This window comes from Noviherbaspirillum sp. UKPF54 (genome assembly GCF_007874125.1).
In the GTDB taxonomy this organism is placed as follows: Bacteria; Pseudomonadota; Gammaproteobacteria; order Burkholderiales; family Burkholderiaceae_D; genus Noviherbaspirillum.
Window position 1 is genome coordinate 712,405 of record NZ_CP040128.1, and the last position, 16,223, is coordinate 728,627.

Annotated in this window: 20 protein-coding genes; 17 read left to right on the top strand and 3 right to left on the bottom strand. The window is 62.3% G+C overall.

Annotation, left to right across the window (positions count from 1 at the left end):
- Positions 1 to 6: 6 nt before the first annotated feature.
- The 8 genes from FAY22_RS03335 (at position 7) to FAY22_RS03370 (ending at position 5,465) form a co-directional block, all read left to right on the top strand.
- On the top strand, positions 7 to 498 hold the full coding sequence (locus FAY22_RS03335; protein ID WP_146328911.1) for a hypothetical protein: 492 nt from the start codon (positions 7 to 9) through the stop codon (positions 496 to 498).
- Between the two features lie 157 nt (positions 499 to 655).
- On the top strand, positions 656 to 1,237 hold the full coding sequence (locus FAY22_RS03340) for a TMEM175 family protein (RefSeq protein WP_146328912.1): 582 nt from the start codon (positions 656 to 658) through the stop codon (positions 1,235 to 1,237).
- 268 nt (positions 1,238 to 1,505) lie between these two features.
- A complete protein-coding gene (locus FAY22_RS03345; RefSeq protein WP_146328913.1) occupies positions 1,506 to 2,255 on the top strand; it encodes an SDR family NAD(P)-dependent oxidoreductase in 750 nt (249 codons plus the stop codon).
- A gap of 450 nt (positions 2,256 to 2,705) precedes the next feature.
- On the top strand, positions 2,706 to 3,191 hold the full coding sequence (locus tag FAY22_RS03350; protein ID WP_146328914.1) for a VOC family protein: 486 nt from the start codon (positions 2,706 to 2,708) through the stop codon (positions 3,189 to 3,191).
- Positions 3,192 to 3,291: 100 nt separating this feature from the next.
- The gene (locus tag FAY22_RS03355) at positions 3,292 to 3,702 is read left to right on the top strand and encodes a DUF1801 domain-containing protein (protein WP_146328915.1); all 411 of its coding nucleotides are present in this window, start codon (positions 3,292 to 3,294) and stop codon (positions 3,700 to 3,702) included.
- A 45-nt stretch (positions 3,703 to 3,747) separates the two neighbouring features.
- On the top strand, positions 3,748 to 4,539 hold the full coding sequence (locus tag FAY22_RS03360) for a class I SAM-dependent methyltransferase (protein ID WP_146328916.1): 792 nt from the start codon (positions 3,748 to 3,750) through the stop codon (positions 4,537 to 4,539).
- Positions 4,540 to 4,611: 72 nt separating this feature from the next.
- The gene (locus FAY22_RS03365; protein ID WP_146328917.1) at positions 4,612 to 5,058 is read left to right on the top strand and encodes an SRPBCC family protein; all 447 of its coding nucleotides are present in this window, start codon (positions 4,612 to 4,614) and stop codon (positions 5,056 to 5,058) included.
- A 59-nt stretch (positions 5,059 to 5,117) separates the two neighbouring features.
- A complete protein-coding gene (locus FAY22_RS03370; protein WP_146328918.1) occupies positions 5,118 to 5,465 on the top strand; it encodes a GFA family protein in 348 nt (115 codons plus the stop codon).
- 35 nt (positions 5,466 to 5,500) lie between these two features.
- On the opposite strand, the gene FAY22_RS03375 is transcribed toward FAY22_RS03370, so the two are convergent.
- Positions 5,501 to 6,370 (bottom strand): LysR family transcriptional regulator, encoded by an 870-nt coding sequence (locus FAY22_RS03375; protein ID WP_146328919.1) that lies wholly within the window; start codon positions 6,368 to 6,370, stop codon positions 5,501 to 5,503.
- Positions 6,371 to 6,492: 122 nt separating this feature from the next.
- On the opposite strand from FAY22_RS03375, the gene FAY22_RS03380 reads away from it, so the two are divergent.
- Both FAY22_RS03380 and FAY22_RS03385 read left to right on the top strand, forming a co-directional pair.
- Positions 6,493 to 6,831, top strand: coding sequence for a DUF2917 domain-containing protein (locus FAY22_RS03380; RefSeq protein WP_168204753.1), 339 nt, complete (start codon positions 6,493 to 6,495; stop codon positions 6,829 to 6,831).
- 55 nt (positions 6,832 to 6,886) lie between these two features.
- Positions 6,887 to 7,519, top strand: a complete 633-nt coding sequence (locus FAY22_RS03385) for a glutathione S-transferase family protein (RefSeq protein ID WP_168204754.1) — start codon at positions 6,887 to 6,889, stop codon at positions 7,517 to 7,519.
- A gap of 32 nt (positions 7,520 to 7,551) precedes the next feature.
- On the opposite strand, the gene FAY22_RS03390 is transcribed toward FAY22_RS03385, so the two are convergent.
- Both FAY22_RS03390 and FAY22_RS03395 read right to left on the bottom strand, forming a co-directional pair.
- The gene (locus FAY22_RS03390; protein ID WP_246860642.1) at positions 7,552 to 8,400 is read right to left on the bottom strand and encodes a phosphoribosyltransferase; all 849 of its coding nucleotides are present in this window, start codon (positions 8,398 to 8,400) and stop codon (positions 7,552 to 7,554) included.
- Positions 8,384 to 9,061, bottom strand: a complete 678-nt coding sequence (locus tag FAY22_RS03395; RefSeq protein WP_210411938.1) for a dienelactone hydrolase family protein — start codon at positions 9,059 to 9,061, stop codon at positions 8,384 to 8,386. The genes FAY22_RS03390 and FAY22_RS03395 overlap by 17 nt, the downstream gene beginning before the upstream one ends.
- Before the next feature lie 249 nt (positions 9,062 to 9,310).
- Between FAY22_RS03395 and FAY22_RS03400 the strand changes: the two genes are divergently transcribed.
- The 7 genes from FAY22_RS03400 to FAY22_RS03430 all read left to right on the top strand — a co-directional run bounded on the left by FAY22_RS03400 (position 9,311) and on the right by FAY22_RS03430 (position 16,113).
- Entirely contained in the window at positions 9,311 to 10,198 is an 888-nt protein-coding gene (locus FAY22_RS03400) for a YihY/virulence factor BrkB family protein (protein WP_146328923.1), read from the top strand.
- A 289-nt stretch (positions 10,199 to 10,487) separates the two neighbouring features.
- Positions 10,488 to 10,862 carry a DUF4148 domain-containing protein gene (locus FAY22_RS03405; RefSeq protein ID WP_146328924.1) on the top strand — a complete coding sequence of 125 codons (375 nt, stop codon included), beginning with the start codon at positions 10,488 to 10,490 and terminating at the stop codon, positions 10,860 to 10,862.
- A gap of 149 nt (positions 10,863 to 11,011) precedes the next feature.
- Entirely contained in the window at positions 11,012 to 12,421 is a 1,410-nt protein-coding gene (locus FAY22_RS03410; protein ID WP_146328925.1) for a TolC family protein, read from the top strand.
- A 7-nt stretch (positions 12,422 to 12,428) separates the two neighbouring features.
- Positions 12,429 to 13,394, top strand: coding sequence for an HlyD family secretion protein (locus FAY22_RS03415; RefSeq protein ID WP_246860643.1), 966 nt, complete (start codon positions 12,429 to 12,431; stop codon positions 13,392 to 13,394).
- Between the two features lie 7 nt (positions 13,395 to 13,401).
- Positions 13,402 to 14,592, top strand: a complete 1,191-nt coding sequence (locus tag FAY22_RS03420) for an ABC transporter permease (RefSeq protein WP_146328927.1) — start codon at positions 13,402 to 13,404, stop codon at positions 14,590 to 14,592.
- Complete coding sequence (locus FAY22_RS03425; protein WP_146333185.1) at positions 14,589 to 15,710, top strand: ABC transporter permease; 1,122 nt, start codon at positions 14,589 to 14,591, stop codon at positions 15,708 to 15,710. The genes FAY22_RS03420 and FAY22_RS03425 overlap by 4 nt, the downstream gene beginning before the upstream one ends.
- A 154-nt stretch (positions 15,711 to 15,864) precedes the next feature.
- Positions 15,865 to 16,113, top strand: coding sequence for a DUF3562 domain-containing protein (locus FAY22_RS03430; RefSeq protein WP_146328928.1), 249 nt, complete (start codon positions 15,865 to 15,867; stop codon positions 16,111 to 16,113).
- Positions 16,114 to 16,223 lie beyond the last annotated feature (110 nt).

Below are 16,223 nucleotides of genomic sequence, written 5' to 3' on the forward strand. Positions count from 1 at the left end.
TGATTCATGCGGTTACAAGCTCGCAGCATTTGCAGTGTGGCGAAAATGCTCGCCGTACTTCTGCTATCAAGCGGTTCTGCAGCGTTTTCGCAAACGCCGCAAGAGCATGTCCATCGGATGTCCCACAGCGTCATGCCTTTCGACGCCTCAAAGACCATACACATGTTCAAGATGACCGAGTCGGGAGGCGTGCAGCAGGTTGTCGCGAGAGAGCCAGGCGATACCGATCAAGTGTCACTGGTTCGGCAGCATCTTAAGCACGAGGCCGGAAGGTTTCAACACGGCGACTATTCGGACCCGGCGAAGCTGCACGGTACGGACATGCCAGGCCTTAAGGAACTTCAAGCCGAGGCCTCACGCATCAGGGTTTCGTATGTGGAATTGCCGATGGGTGCTGCAATCACATTCCAGACGGATGATCTTCACCTCATAACGGCTATTCACCGCTGGTTCGGCGCTCAGCTTTCGGAACACGGTGCCGATGCCAGGGCAGAGTGAGCCTCGCTGGTCCAGGGGGCTCCGGTCGACTGGCTGAATCGTTAGCTCTCCTGGATATGACGTCATACGTACCTGCGTATGACTTTGTCTAAATCTCAAAGATGAACACTGATTTGCGAGCAGTCCAGTCATCTCAGCGTTAGAAACAATGCCAAGCATGGGAAAGAACAGACTTGAAGCGTTCAGCGATGGCGTCCTGGCCATCATCATTACCATCATGGTGCTGGAAATGAAAGTACCTCATGGCCATGATTTCGCATCTCTGGCGCCGTTGCTGCCGGTCTTTCTCAGCTACGTCTTAAGCTACCTGTACGTCGGCATCTACTGGAACAATCACCATCACATGCTTCACGCAACCAGGTACGTTTCTGGCGGTGTGCTCTGGGCTAATCTGAATTTACTGTTCTGGCTTTCACTTCTGCCGTTTGCGACAGGATGGATGGGAGAGAATCACTTTTCAGCCTTGCCCAGCGCTGCATACGGCGTCGTGCTGCTGATGGCTGCGATAGCCTATAAACTTCTTCAAACATGCATCATTTCAATCGAGGGGCAAGACTCTCTTTTGAAGCGCGCAATCGGATCGGACTGGAAGGGAAAACTTTCACCGGTTCTTTATATGGCAGGCATTGGCGCCTCCTTCCTCAAGCCATGGATAGGGCAAAGCCTCTATGTTTTTGCAGCACTTATCTGGCTGGTTCCCGACCGACGCATTGAGCGTATGCTCGATCATCATGAATAATTAGGCGACAAATCCTGCATCGAGGATTGTCATCTGTCAGTGAAACGCGACCAAACAGTCGTAACCCAGATTCGGCAGACCAGCTCACCCTGACTTGACGCCGCCAGTTGAGCTTCTCGTAAGCTGCCGTTGACTTGTAATTAGCCATGCTTGCATACCAACAGGGAATACCTTGGCATTTAAACATATACTTAAAATATATGTTTTATGCTAGAGTGCAGTTACCCATTTTTGCAACCGCACGAGAAGTCCCTTTAGGAGAAAGCATATGAAACGTCTGGACGGAAAAACCGCTGTAGTAACGGGCGCAAGCAGTGGTATTGGGCGCGCGATTGTTGAACGATTTATCGCCGAAGGCGCGAAGGTTTTCGCTTTTGCTCGTAATGCCGAGGCGCTGAAAGCACTGGAAGCCGCATATCCGGGACAGGTTGTCGCGGTCAATGGCGATGTCACGCGCCAAGAAGACCTGAAGCAATTAGTGGAGACGGTTCTGAAGCAGACCGACGCCATTGATATCCTTGTTCCGAACGCAGGGATTGCCCGTGTTGTATCGTTCGAGGACAGCACAGCCGACGCATTCTCCGAACAGTTTTCGGTGAATTTATTCGGTGCGGCCGAAACGGCGCGTCTTTTCGTGCCGCATATCCGCAAGGGAGGCTCGATCCAGTTCATCACAACCTTCTTGACGCAGGTCGGCTTCCCGGGTCTGGCCATCTACAGCGCTAGCAAGGCGGCACTCAAGTCCCTATCACAGACACTGGCAGCAGAATTGGCGCCGAAAGGGATACGTGTGAATTCTATTGCGCCTGGTCCCATTGCCACACCCTTGTGGGGCACGGTCGGATTACCGGCAGATACGCTCGGCGTAGTTGCGGAAAAAATCAATGCCCGGCTCATGCAAGGCACATTTGGTCAGCCTGAGGATATCGCCGAGACTTCCGTCTTCTTGGCTTCAAATGCGGCAAAGAACATTTACGGTCAAGAAATTGTTGTCGATGGCGGGTATACCATCGGATAAGAAGCCGGTGTAGGCGAATCGAGGCTTGGCAGTTTCCCCCGGCCCAAAGAGGAATTGTCAGGCCGATTTCAGCGGTATAGTTCTTGTTGACGGTGTCGCAGAGATCGCCGTTTCGCAATGGTGCGGATGATGCCGAAACTGAACCGCTACCTCGCCGCACCTGCTTACCGCGCCGGAAGCGTCGAAGACGAATTGTCGGAACGACTGCGGACGACGAAACGGCCCAGATGATTGCAAGCGACCGCTACATGCAATCGAATTTCTGCAAATATGAGCAATCTGACCAAGCAATGGTCTGAACTGGCTCAAACTGCATTTGGCCAGGGAAAGTATGCTGGGTCGGCAAAATGGTTTGCCACGGTCATTCCCTAACCACAAAAACTCGATCGTTCAAACCTGTTCACGACCGCGACGTTCGTGACCAAAGAAGACAAAGATGCAGGAGACGACATGACGAAGCAAGCAAAGAACACGATTTGCCTTTGGTACGAGGGCGACGCCGAGGAAGCGGCGCGGTTTTACGCCCAGACCTTCCCCGATTCGTCCGTTGGCGCGGTGCACCGCGCGCCGGGAGATTTTCCGTCCGGGAAGGAAGGAGATGTGTTGACCGTCGAGTTCACCGTGATGGGAATTCCCTGCATCGGGCTCAATGGCGGGCCCGATTTCAAGCACAATGAAGCGTTCTCCTTCCAGGTCGCAACGACTGACCAGGCCGAAACGGATCGTTACTGGAACGCGATCGTCGGCAACGGCGGCCAAGAGAGCGTGTGCGGCTGGTGCAAGGACAAATGGGGCCTGTCCTGGCAGATTACGCCGCTGGCTTTGACAAATGCGGTCACCGACCCGGATCGCGGCGCCGCCAAGCGCGCATTCGACGCGATGATGCAGATGAAAAAGATCGACATCGCAGCCATCGAGGCGGCGCATCGCGGTTGAAATGGCGCCTTCGCGGGCATGCACCGGGCCGGTTCCGAGTGGGTGGTTTTCCACCAGTTTCGCACTCGCCCGGACGCCGAATTAAAGAGGAGAAATCGGCATGACGAAAAGCGAGCCCCAGCAAGGCAAGCCTCCTTCCCGGCTCATCGACGAGAGAATCCAGGAGCTGGCTGACTGGCGTGGAGAAATGCTCGGCCGGCTGCGCGCCCTGGTAAAGGAAGCGGACCCCGACGTCATCGAAGAATGGAAATGGAGAGGGGTGCCGGTGTGGTCGCACGGCGGATTGATCTGCACCGGGGAAACCTACAAGAACGTCGTGAAGATGACCTTCGCCAAAGGGGCTTCCCTGGATGATCCTGCCGGCCTCTTCAACTCCAGCCTCGAGGGCAACACAAGACGCGCCATCGACTTCCGCGAGGGAGACGAGGTGGACGAGGCGGCATTGAAGGCGCTGATTCGCGCCGCCGTGGCGCTGAACAACTCAAAAGCATCAAAAGCGCGAAACATCTGACATCGCGCCGCTTTTCGCGCGCAGTCCAACCGGAGGAAAACACGCATGGCGAACGAACAGATCCGTTTCGATGACGGGGCGGCCTACGAACGATACATGGGGAAGTGGAGCCAGCTTGCGGGCGAGGCTTTTCTCGACTGGCTTGCGCCGGAACCCGGATGGCGCTGGCTCGACGTGGGCTGCGGCAACGGCGCCTTTACCGAAATGCTCGTCGAGCGCTGCGCGCCGGCCTCGGTGAGCGGAATAGACCCGTCCGAGGGGCAGCTTGCCTATGCGCGCGCACGGCCCGCTTCGCGCGTCGCGCAATTTCACCAGGGCGACGCGATGGCGCTGCCTTTCCCTGACGATGCGTTCGACGCGGCTGTCATGCCCCTGGTGATTTTCTTCGTTCCCGACCCGGGCAGGGGCGTGGCCGAAATGGCGCGCGTGGTTTGCCCGGGCGGCAGCGTCTCGGCCTATGCCTGGGACATGGCGGGCGGCGGCTTTCCTTACGAGGCGCTGCACGCTGAAATGCGGGCAATGGGCGTCGCCGTACCGGTGCCGCCCAGTCCCGGCGCGTCCCGGATAGACGCCATGCGGGACTTATGGACCGGTGCCGGGCTGGAAGCTGTTGAAACGCACGAAATCACGGTGCAAAGGGCATTCGCCGATTTCGACGACTACTGGGCGACAATCCTCGGCGGACCGAGCGTCGGTCGGGCGCTCGCGGCGATGGCGTCCGACGATCTCGCGCTTCTCAAGGCGCGGATGCGAGAGCGCTTGCCGGCGGAGGCGACAGGCCGGATTACGTACAGCGCGCGGGCGAACGCCGTCAAAGGACAGGTGCCCGAACGGTGAGGAGGATGCTCCTCGCGGTTTGGGGAACGGCGATTGAGTGGAGAGGATGTGAATCGAAAGGAGAGTTTGGTTATGTCTACAGGAACAGTCCGGCTACATCGCGTGCTTCGTGCGCCCCCCGAGCGGATATATCAGGCGTTCTTGAACGCGGATGCCATGGCCAAGTGGCTTCCGCCGTACGGGTTTACGTGCAAGGTCCTCCACATGGATGCCAGGGTGGGTGGCGCCTTCCGGATGACATTCACGAATTTCACGTCGGGCAAGGGACATCCGTTCGGCGGCGAGTACCTTGAACTGGTGCCATCCGAGAAGATCCGCTATACGGACAAATTCGACGACCCGAACCTGCCCGGGGAAATGCAGACGACAGTGACCTTCCGGCAAGTGTCGTGCGGTACCGAGCTCAATGTCGTGCAAGAAGGGATACCGCAAGTCATTCCGACCGAGATGTGCTACCTCGGCTGGCAAGAGTCTCTGGCGCAACTGGCGAAGCTGGTCGAGCCCGTGATTCCGGATTAGCTTGCCATATCGGGCCGCAAGCGCATCGGCAATTAAAACAAATCCATCGGAGATCCTGCATGAAATATAAAGCCAGCTGCCATTGCGGCAAGGTGTCGTTCGAGTTCGAAGGAGAGATTGCGGAAGCGCTCGCCTGCAACTGCTCCATCTGCCAGCGGAAAGGCTCGCTGCTCTGGTTTATGCCGCGCTCCGGGATGAAGCTGCTGACGCCGGAAGATGCGGCGGCCACCTACACGTTCAACAAGCACGTGATCAGGCACCGGTTCTGCCCGACATGCGGCATCCATCCCTATGGCGAAGGCGTCGACGCCCAGGGGAACGAAATGGCCGCGATCAACATCCGCTGCATCGACGATATCGACCTGGCGGCTATCCCGGTGCGGCATTTCGACGGCCGGTCGGTCTGACGCCATACGGCGGCGCTTTCTGGCGCCGGAGTTCATCACGATGGTGGGCAAAGCAGGCTCGACGAAGCGTTCACCACTTCGGTGACGAGCTGCGCAATCAACTGGACCCGCGCGGAGCGCCGCACCTCCGGATGAATCACCAGCCACAGGTCGCGCCTGGGCGGCGGCGTGTCTGTCGCAATCGGTGCGAGCCCGGCGCTCGCGGCGACGAGATAGTGCGGCAGCAGTGCAATGCCCAGGCCGCCCAGCGCCGCCTCTTGCAGCGTCAAGGTGCTGTTGCCCTTGAGTGAGTACGGCCGCTGTGCGCGATAGCGGTCCAGCCATTGCTGCTCCGGCGCGTCGCGCAGGCTGTCGTCGAAACCGATGAAGCGCCAGTCCTGTGGCGCATGCCGCGCCAGGTAATCCTTGTGGGCGAACAGGCCGTAGCCCAGCGCGCCGAGCGGGCGCACCACCAGGCTCGGGTCTTGCGGGCGACCCACGCGCAGCGCCAGGTCGGCTTCGCGCCGCGTCAGGCTGGCCATCCGTATTTCTCCCACCAGCTCCAGCGTGATCGGGGACCAGCGCTCCTGCAGCGCTGCCAGGCGCGGCGCCAGAAAGGCGGTCGAAAACGCGGGCAGAGCTGAAATCCGGACTGTGCCCGACAATGCCGCACCTTCGCTGGCGTCGCGCAGCAGGGCATGGGCGCAGTCGTCCATCTGCTCGGCACGCGAAAACAGCTGTTCGCCTTCGGCCGTGAGTTGCCAGCCGCGCGGCAGTCGGTCGAACAGCCGCAAGCCCAGCGCCTTTTCCAGTGCATCGATGCGACGCACCACCGTCGAATGCTCCACGTTCAGCGCGCGTCCCGCGAGGCTGAGGCTGCCGGCGCGCACCAGCGCGACAAAGACCCGGATATCGTCCCAGTTCATGTTAGCTGTCAAATTTTGCACAGATTATGTGCTTATTTATGGAATTCCTATCAAATCATGCACATGCTACCTTTGCTTCCGTGCTGGCACAACCAGCGGGAACCACTGAAGGGAGTGACATCATGGCAAAAGCAGCCTCTCCATCCGCATGCATGGTCGTGCGCCCCGGCACGGCCCTCACCATGCGCAGCGACAGAAACCAGACACTGACGGTGGTGGAGGCAGCCGGCAGGAGCGTGTGGATGACCCGCGTGGGCGAGCGCATGGATTATCTGTTCGGCGCCGGTGACAGCGTGGCGCTGCATCCGGGCGACGACATCACGCTCAGCGTGCACAAGTCGGATGGCGCGGCGCACATCGTTTTGTGCACGTCGGCGCAGCCGGCGCCGCGCTTGTGGCGGACCAGGACGTGGCCGGCCATCATTGGCGGCGCGCTGCGGCTGCGCCATGCGGCACGATAATCAACCGGACCGGACCGGACCGGACTGGACTGGACCGGAATGGAAAGGGGCAAGCATGAACACCACCTCGATGACGTTGTACTACTCCCCTGGCGCCTGTTCACTCGCGCCGCACATCCTTCTTGAGGAAACAGGTGCCGATTACCGCTTGGTGGAAGTGAGCGTGGCGAAGGGGCAGACGCAGGAAGATGAATTCCTCAAGATCAATCCCAAGGGGCGGGTACCGGTACTCGCGATCGGCAGTCGGACGCTCACCGAAGTACCGGCCATCTGCTGGTATATCGGCGCGGCAGGCAAGGGGCTGATTCCGGCAGATGCGCTGTTGCGCGCGGGCGTGCTCGAATGGTTCAACTGGCTGTCGGGGACGCTGCACGCGGTCGCGTTTGGCGGCAAATGGCGGCCACAGCGCTTCGTCAAGGACACCGCGCTGTTTGGCGACGTGCAGGCACGCGCTGATGACAATCTGCGTGATGGCTTTGCTTATATCGAAGCTCGCATGGTTGAACGGCAGTGGGCGGTGGGAGACGAGTACAGCGTGGTCGACCCGTATCTCTTTGTTTTCTACAACTGGGCCAGGAAGATTGGCGTCGATGTAGCGCAGGCCTACCCCGCCTGGCATGCGCATGCCAGGCGTATCGCCGCGCGCGACGCGGTCAGGCGCGCCTGCGATCGGGAAGGGCTGCGATAAGCGATGCCCAGCGGGTCCAGCCTCGCAACTTGTCAGGCGCCGGCGTTTTTGGGCGCCTGCGGGTTGCCCGCGACCAGCCGCGCCGAATCCGGCGGCAGCCCGTCGCGCGACGCATCCGGCGGCACGGCATCCAGTTCCGAGCCTGCGCCGAGTTCCGGGATCGGTCCGTGCGCTGGGCGTGCAAGCGGCTCGCGGTCATGCTCGTGCCCGGGGCGGATCGACGCCGCGTTGAGCAGGTCGACTACTTCCTCGTCGCTGGTCTGGTCGAACTTGTCGTAATACAGGCTGACGGCGCGGAACCAGTCGGGCACCAGCAGGCAGATGCCTTGCTCGACATGCGGCTCGCCGCGCAGGGCGGCCAGGCTCTCGGCGGGCGCCACCGGCACCGCGAAGAGCAGGCGCGCGACGCCGGCTTGCGACAGCGCGGCCAGGGCCGTCTTCAACGTGCCGCCGGTGGCGATGCCGTCGTCGACCACGATGACGGTACGTCCCTCGACCGGAAGCGGGGCGCGCGCGCCGCAGTAGAGTGCGCGGCGCCGTTCGATCTCGGCCAGCTGGCGGCGTTGTTCCGCTTCGATATATCCGGGCGGCGGATTGACCATCTGCACGACGTCGTCGTTGAGGATGCATTGCGGATGCTGTCCGTCCACCACCGCGCCCAGCCCCAGCTCGGCGTGGCCCGGCGCGCCGATCTTGCGCACGATGAGCACGTCGAGCGGCGCGTCCAGCGCGCGCGCAACCTCGTAGCCGACCGGCACGCCGCCGCGCGGCAGGGCCAGCACGACCGGGGCGTCATCCTTCAGATGCGCCAGCGCCGCCGCCAGCCGGCGGCCCGCGTCGTGGCGATCCCGGAATGTGGAGTTGTCATATGTCATTTTCATCTTCCTTTCCCGTCTCGGCCGCGCGCAGGTGGCGCGCAAACCAGCCGGCGGCCAGCGCCAGTACCTGCGCGAGCGTGCCGGGTTCTTCAAACAGATGGGTGGCGCCGGGAACGATCGTCAATTCCTTGTCGCAGTTCAGCTGCGCGAGCGCCTGCTTGTTGAGGTCGATCACCGGCATATCGAGGCCGCCGACGATCAGCAGCGTCGGCGCGCGCACTCGGGCCAGGGCCGGGCCGGCCAAGTCGGGACGGCCGCCGCGCGAGACGACCGCGGCAACCTCGACAGAGGGATCGGCGGCCGCCACCAGCGCAGCGCCGGCGCCGGTACTGGCGCCGAAGTAGCCTATCGGCAATTGCGCAAGGTCGCGCTGCTGCCGCGCCCAGCGCGTGGCATCGAGCAGGCGCGACGCCAGCAAGGGAATGTCGAATACCTTGGCCCGGTCGTCTTCCTCTTCGGGGCGCAGCAAATCGAGCAGCAGCGTGACCATCCCGGCTTGCCGCAAGCCGGAGGCCACATAATTGTTGCGCGGACTGTGCCGGCCGCTGCCGCTGCCATGCGCAAACAGGACCAGGCCCTGTGGCATGTCGTTCATGCCAAGCAAGCCTTCCAGGCCGTTCGGTTCGATGCGGACTGCTTGCACGTCGCCCATGGGAGAACTCATCATGCATACCTCGGCTTTTTCGCGCCAGCACGTCGAAAGCGAGTCCGCCATGGGGGCTGCCGCGGTTCAATAAAATTCACGCATCACGTTTTCTTTTTGAGCTTTGCATACACGTTATATCCTGGGATTGGCGCTGGCAATGCACAATGCTTCTATCCGTTTTGCAGCCGCGATAGCGAACACGAAAGCAGGCCAGGGCGCCGCACGCACGATGCGCCACCTGCGATTACAGACGAAAGGAATTTCTTCATGCAGATCGTCGACGAGAAGGGCCGCAATGTACTGCGCCATCCGGTGGCATTCGCGATCCGGTCGCTCAAGGCATTTCGCGCCAACCAGGGCCTGCTGCTGGCCGGCGCCGTGGCCTACTATGCGCTGCTGTCGATCGTGCCGCTGTTGATCGTCACCGTTATCGCGCTATCCCACGTCATCGACCGCGCCGAACTGTTGCAGACGCTCGGGCGCTACCTGGAGTGGCTGATTCCGGGACAGTCGAAGGCGGTGGTGGCGGAACTCGATCATTTTCTTGCCTACCGCGAAGTGATCGGGTGGGTGCTGCTGGTGACGCTGCTGTTCTTCAGCTCGCTCGCGTTCACCGTGCTGGAAAACGCGATGTCGGTCATCTTTTTCCACCGCGTAGCGATCAAGCGCCGCCATTTCCTGGTGTCGGCGGTACTGCCGTACTGCTACATCCTGTTCCTCGGCCTGGGCTTGCTGCTGGTGACGCTGGTGTCCGGCAGCCTGCAAGCCATCGGTCAGGAAAGCATCGATTTCCTCGGTCATCACTGGTCGCTGCAAGGCGTTTCCGGCGCGCTGCTCTACCTGCTCGGGCTGGCGGGGGAAATCCTGGTGCTGACCTCGGTGTATGTGGTGATGCCGGTCGGCCGGCTGTCGGTGCAGCGCGCGCTGATCGGCGGCGTGACCGCGGCCCTGCTGTGGGAAGTGACGCGCCACGTACTGGTATGGTATTTCGCAACCTTGTCTCAGGTCAGCGTCGTCTACGGCTCGCTCACGACCGCGATCGTGGTGCTGCTGACGCTGGAGGTGGCGGCGACCTTGCTCTTGTTCGGCGCCCAGGTCATCGCCGAATACGAGCGCGGCGACGACGGCCGGCCGCCGCAAGGGGCGGAATTATGATTCTGTTGTGCACATTTACTGTGGTTAATTCTGTGGATAAGCCGGTAGAGGGTTGCTTATCTCCATGATCTGTAAGGAAATTTTAGGTTTGATGAAAATCATGGCAGCTCGCGCGCCATGCTTGCCATGGGATGAGGCAAGCGGATTAATTCCGCTTTATTTCCGAAATAGGAATAATTCATTTACTGAAATCTTATTTTTCTCGTTCTTCGCAATAGTTAGACTGTGTTTCATCGATGAGCGCCCAGTGCCACCGAATCCGAAACAACCTGACTAGTGGAGAAAGAAAATGAATGCGAAAAATCTGATTGCCGCCCTTGCCGTGATGACCGCCGCCGGTTCCGCCTTTGCCGAGAGCACTTATCCGTATGTCGATTTCGGCGGCGTCGTGTCCACCAAGACCCGCGCCGAAGTGGTCGCCGAAACGAAGCAGCAGGCGGTCCAGCCGGTGGCGCAGACCGAATGGGTGGATTTCACCAGGGTCGCGACCGGCAAGACCCGTGCCGAAGTGCGCGCCGAACTGGCGCAAGCCAGGGCGGAAGGCCAGCTCGCCGGCAACCAGGAATATGTCGACTTCACGCATGTCGCCTCGACCAAGAGCCGAGCCCAGGTGCGCGAAGAAATGCAGGCTTCCCGCAATGGCGCCGCGCCGCGCGGCCTGTAATTGATCCCTCGGTCGCATGGAATGCCAGCCGGCGACGCCGGCTGGCATTTTTCATTGTGTCACTGCACTGGCACAAGCGCCCCGATTTTGTTATCGAAGTTCAATCTATCCATTACCATTCAGCTTTATTTAATGCAGGCAAGCAAGAGATGAGAACCAGAACGCTTTCTGCGGCGCGCGCACTATCGGCCGGCGTCCTTGCGGCAATCGCATGCGGCAACGCGCTGGCCGAACCGCTAAGCTTCGACGCCGCCTGGGAGCGCGTGCGCACGGTATCGGACAAGCTCGGCGCCGCGCAGGCCGCCGTCGATAGCAGCGAATTGAAAAGCAAGGCGGTGCAGGGGCTGGGTGGTCCGGTGGTCAGCCTGTCGGCTGCCGCGCTGGCCTACAACGCCAACCTGTCGGTCGATCTCGATCCGGTCAACCGGCGCCTGACCCAGGTCGAGCAGCACCTGCCGGTGCCGCTGCAAAACCTGCCCATCCCCTTGCCCTTGCCGCAGCTGCCGTCGCGCTACACCTTCAACCAGCACGACACGCTGACCACCTCCACCGTGTCGGCGGTGTGGCCGATCTATGTCGGCGGCATTGGCAACGCCACGCGCGGCTTCGTCAAGGCGCAGGGCAGGGAAGCGCAGGCCGAGCGGGCGCAGGCCGAGCATGAGCTGGCCTCGCAGCTGGCGCAACGCTATTTCGGCGCGCAGCTGGCAATCAAGGCCGCCGACCTGCGCCAGGCGGCCTTGAAGGATATCGAGCAGCACGACGCCGCCGCCGAGAAAATGCTCAAGGCCGGCGTGATCTCGCGGGTGGAGCGTCTGCAGGCGCGTACCGCGCTGGAAGACGCGCGGCGCAATGCGGTGAAGGCGAGAAGCGATGCCGAACTGGCATCGGCCGCGCTGGCGCGCATGCTGAAGTCGGCCGCTCCGATCACGCCGGGCACACCGCTGTTCGCGATCACGCAGCCGCTGGAACCGGTCGACCACTACATCCAGATCGCCCTGCGCAATCACCCCGGGCTGGAGAAGGTCGCCGCCAAGAAGGCGCAGGCGCTGAACCTGCACGAGGGCGACGAGGCGCTGCGCCGCCCGCAGGTGTTCGCTTTCGGCCAGAGCGAGCTGAAGACGTCCGACGCGACCTGGGTCGCGGGCGTGGGCGTGCGCTGGACCCTGTTCGATTCGCTCGACCGCAAGGCGCTGTCGGCGTCGTCCATGGAAAAGGTGCGCCAGGCCGAGCTGACCGACGCGCAGGCGCGCAGCGACATCGCGCTCCTGGTGGAAAAGAACTGGCGCGCCGCCGAGCAGGCGCGCGTGAATTTCGTGTCGCTCGGGCCTTCGGCCGAACTGGCGCAGGAACTGCTCAAGCTGCGCACCGCCGGCGCGCGCGAGGGCACCAGCACCATGCTGGAGCTGATCGACGCCGAAATCAACCTGTCCAAGGTGCAGACCGAGCGCGCGCAGTCGGCCTACGAGTACGTGACTGCACTGGCCAACCTGCTCGAATCCTGCGGCCTGTCCGACGAAATCCCCCAATACATCGTCCGCGCGGATGTCAGAATCGACTGAGGAAAACATGAAAAAAGCAAGCGCACTCGCGGCAGCCATCGCCGCCATCCTGCTCGCCGGCGGCGGCATCTGGTATGCCTCGCGTCCGGCGCCCGACGTGTTCCAGGGACAGATGGAAGCGCGCGAAACCGACATCGCTCCCAAGGTCCCGGGCCGCATCGCGCAGGTACTGGTCAAGGAAGGCGACAAGGTCAATGTCGGCACCCAGCTGATCGCCATCGACAGCCCCGAAGTGGCCGCCAAGCTGGAGCAGGCCAGCGCCGCGCGCGACGCCGCGAAAGCCGTGTCGGCCAAGGCGCAGGCGGGCGCGCGCGCCGAGGAAATCCGCATGGCGCAGGCCAACTGGCAGCGTGCGCAGGCCGCCGCCGAACTGGCGCAGAATTCGTTGAAGCGCGTCGAAGCATTGGCGAAGGAAGGCCTGGTCGCCGAGCAGAAGCGCGACGAGGCGCAGACCAATTACCGCGCCGCGCGCGACCTGGCTGCAGCTGCGAAAGCCCAGTACGACATGGCGAAATCCGGCGCGCGCAGCGAGGACAAGGCGGCCGCCGCCGCGCAGGCGCGTCAGGTGTCGGGCGTGGTGGCCGAGGTGGAAGCGGCCAGGGCCGAAACCGAACTGAAGAGCCCGGTCGCCGGCGAAGTGGTCAAGGTGTTCGCGCGCGCCGGCGAACTGTCGCCCCAGGGCGTGGCGGTGGTGACCGTGGTCGACCTGCAGGACCAGTGGGCAGTATTCAACGTGCGCGAGGACAAGCTGCAGCGCTTCGCCGAAGGCAAGGAGATCGATGTCGTCATTCCGGCGCTCGGCAACCGCAAGGCAAAAATGAAGGTGTACTACACCGCGGCGCTGCCGGATTTTGCGACCTGGCGCGCCACCCATGCGAACCAGGGCTTCGATGCGCGCACTTTCGAAGTGCGGGCGCGGCCGGCGGCGCCGATCGCAGGCGTGCGCCCGGGCATGAGCGTGATCGTCCAGTAAGCGCGCGATGCATGCACAAATTTTCCGGGCCAGCCTGCGGCGCGAGTGGCAGCTGCTGCGCCGCCGCCCCTGGGATGTCGCAATGATTTCCTGGGTGCCGCTGCTGTCGGTCGCGCTGATCTGGTGGATCTTTTCCAACGGGATTCCGACCCGGCTGCCGGTCGGTGTGTGGGATGCCGACCATTCGGCGTTGTCGCGCCAGCTGGTGCGCTTCCTCGACGCGACGCCCGGCCTGCAGGTGGTCGCGCGGTACGATGACGAGTGGCAGGTCGAGCAGTCGATGCGCGCCGGCCGCGTGTACGGCGTGGTCGAAATCCCGCGCGAATTCGCGCGCGACGTCAAGCGCGGCCATGCGGCGCAAGTCACGCTGCTGCATAACGCGCAGTTCAGCTCGCACTCCGGCATCATCCAGCGCGATGTGCGTACCGCGGTAGGGACGCTGTCGGCGGGCATCGAGATCGTCGCGCGCAACAAGCGCGGCGAACCGCTGCGCGCCGCCAGGCTTGCCGCCGAGCCGATCCGCGCCAGCCTCGCCAACCTGTTCAATCCGTCTCTCGATTACCTGCAATTCCTCGGCATGGCGCTGATTCCGGCGCTGTTGCACATCTTTGCGATGGCCGCCGGCGCTTGGTCGGTCGGCACCGAGTTGCGCGACGCCACGATCGGCGAATGGCGCAATACCGCTATGCAAGGGCAGGAGAGAGCATCGTTTTTCGCCGCCTTGCTTGGCAAGTTGAGCATTCCCTTCATTTCGCTGAGCGCGGCCGGCGTATCCGGCCTGCTGGCGGTGATCATCGCCGGCGGCATGCATCCGGCCGGTTCGCTCGTGTTTACGCTGCTGGCCCTGATGGCGATGCTGGCGCTGTCGATCGCGCTCGGCGCCGTGGTTGCAGCCGTAACGCGCTCGCTGCGCACCGCCTTGTCGGTCACCGGCATCGTCACAGCGCCAGCCTTCGCCTTCAGCGGCGCGGCGTTTCCGCTGTCGGCCATGCCGGCCCGCGCCCGCCTGTGGGCCGACAGCCTGCCGTTCACGCACTATTTGCGGGTGCAGATCGAGCAGCTGCAGATGGGGGCGCCGATGCGTTACTCGCTGCCTGCGCTGGTCTGGATGCCGGCCGTGACGTTGGCGCTGCTGCTCGCTGCTGCCTGCGCGCTGGCGAAGGCTGCGCAACAGCCGGACTCATGGGGGGCGCGATGAATCGCGGCGTGTTCATCCAGGCGTGGCTCGACACGATGAAAGCGGTGGTGCGCGACAAGGGCGCGCTGCTGTTCCTGGTGGTGGCCCCGCTGTTCTATGGTTTTTTCTACCCGTGGCCGTTTTCCACGCAAGTGGTCACGCGCGTGCCGGTGGCCATCGTCGATCTCGATCATTCCAGCCTGTCACGCCAGATCACGCGCTTTGCGCAGGCCAGCCCGCGCTTGGACGTCGCGCTGGTCACGGGCGACGAGCGCGACGCGCGGCAGGCGCTGTGGAAAGGCGACATCGAAGGCTATGCGATCCTGCCGAAAGACTTGAAGCGCAACGTGCTGCGCGGCGAGGCAGCGGTGGTCCCGGTCGAAGGCAACGGCGCCTACCTGCTGCTGAACAAGACCGTACTGACCGGATTCGCGGAAGCGGTTGGCACCGTCTCGGCCGGCATCGAAATCAAGAAGCTGCAAAGCAAGGGCCAGAGCGCGCGCCAGGCCGCCGATAGCCGCAGCCCGATCAACACGCAGCTGGTGGCGCTGTTCAATCCGGATGAAGGCTACGGCAATTACGCGGTGCCGGCGGTGGCGATCATCATCATCCAGCAGACGCTGCTGATGGGCGTGGCGCTGCTCGTCGGTACCTGGGCGGAGAGCGCGGTCCACCGGGCAGGCACGCATGTCTGGCTTGGCCGCATCGCCGCCTTTTCCACCTTCGGCGTGTTCATGGGCTTGTTGTATCTAGGCTGGATTTTCGCGGTACACGAATATCCGCGCGCGGCCAACATCGGGGGAGCGGTGCTGTTGCTGATGCTGTTCATTCCCGCCGTGGCCGCGCTCGGCGCGCTGGCCGGTCTCGTCTTCGCCAACCGCGAGCGCGCCATCCAGGTCTTGCTGTTCACCTCGATCCCGATGGCCTTTCTGTCCGGATTTTCCTGGCCGGGCGAGGCGCTGCCTTATCCGCTGCAACTGCTGCGCTGGCTGATTCCGAGCACCGCCGGCATCCAGGCATCGCTGCGCCTGAACCAGATGGGCGCGAGCATTGCCGACGTGGCGGGCTATCTGGGCGTGCTGGCCGGGCTGGCGGTGCTTGCGGGAATCGCGCTGTGTATCAAGGGCCGGGCACGTTAATTCCCTATGTATCCTGCGGCGTGATTTTTCGCGAAGATTATTCTTTTAATAATGGCTTTTGTCGGAAGCTGTCTATGCTTATCTGAACGTCAGGCGCCGGCGCGAAGCGGGTGCCACAGGCTGAAAGTCTGTTTCAGATGACACGGAGCCACTCATGACAGCCGCGCGCGAAGAAACAGGGAACGCCAGCCAGACCGACGGGACGATTTACACGGATAGCCATGACCGGCAGCGGCATCGCGGAAGCATGCAGGCAATTGCCGACGAAATGCACCGGCCGCTCGACGAGATCGCCGAACTGTATGAAGAAATATTGGGACAAATGAAGGCCACGGCGCAGATTCCCGATTATCTGCCGGTGCTGGTCTCGAAAAAGGTGAAGCAGATGTGCCGGCAACATTGACGCGGCAATCCGGTTCAGGTGGTATTTGATTCATGAATGTCTGCTATTCGAAGAATAAAGCGGACGACATGCCAGCCTGAACGTATGATTACTCCTGTCTCCTCCAACTC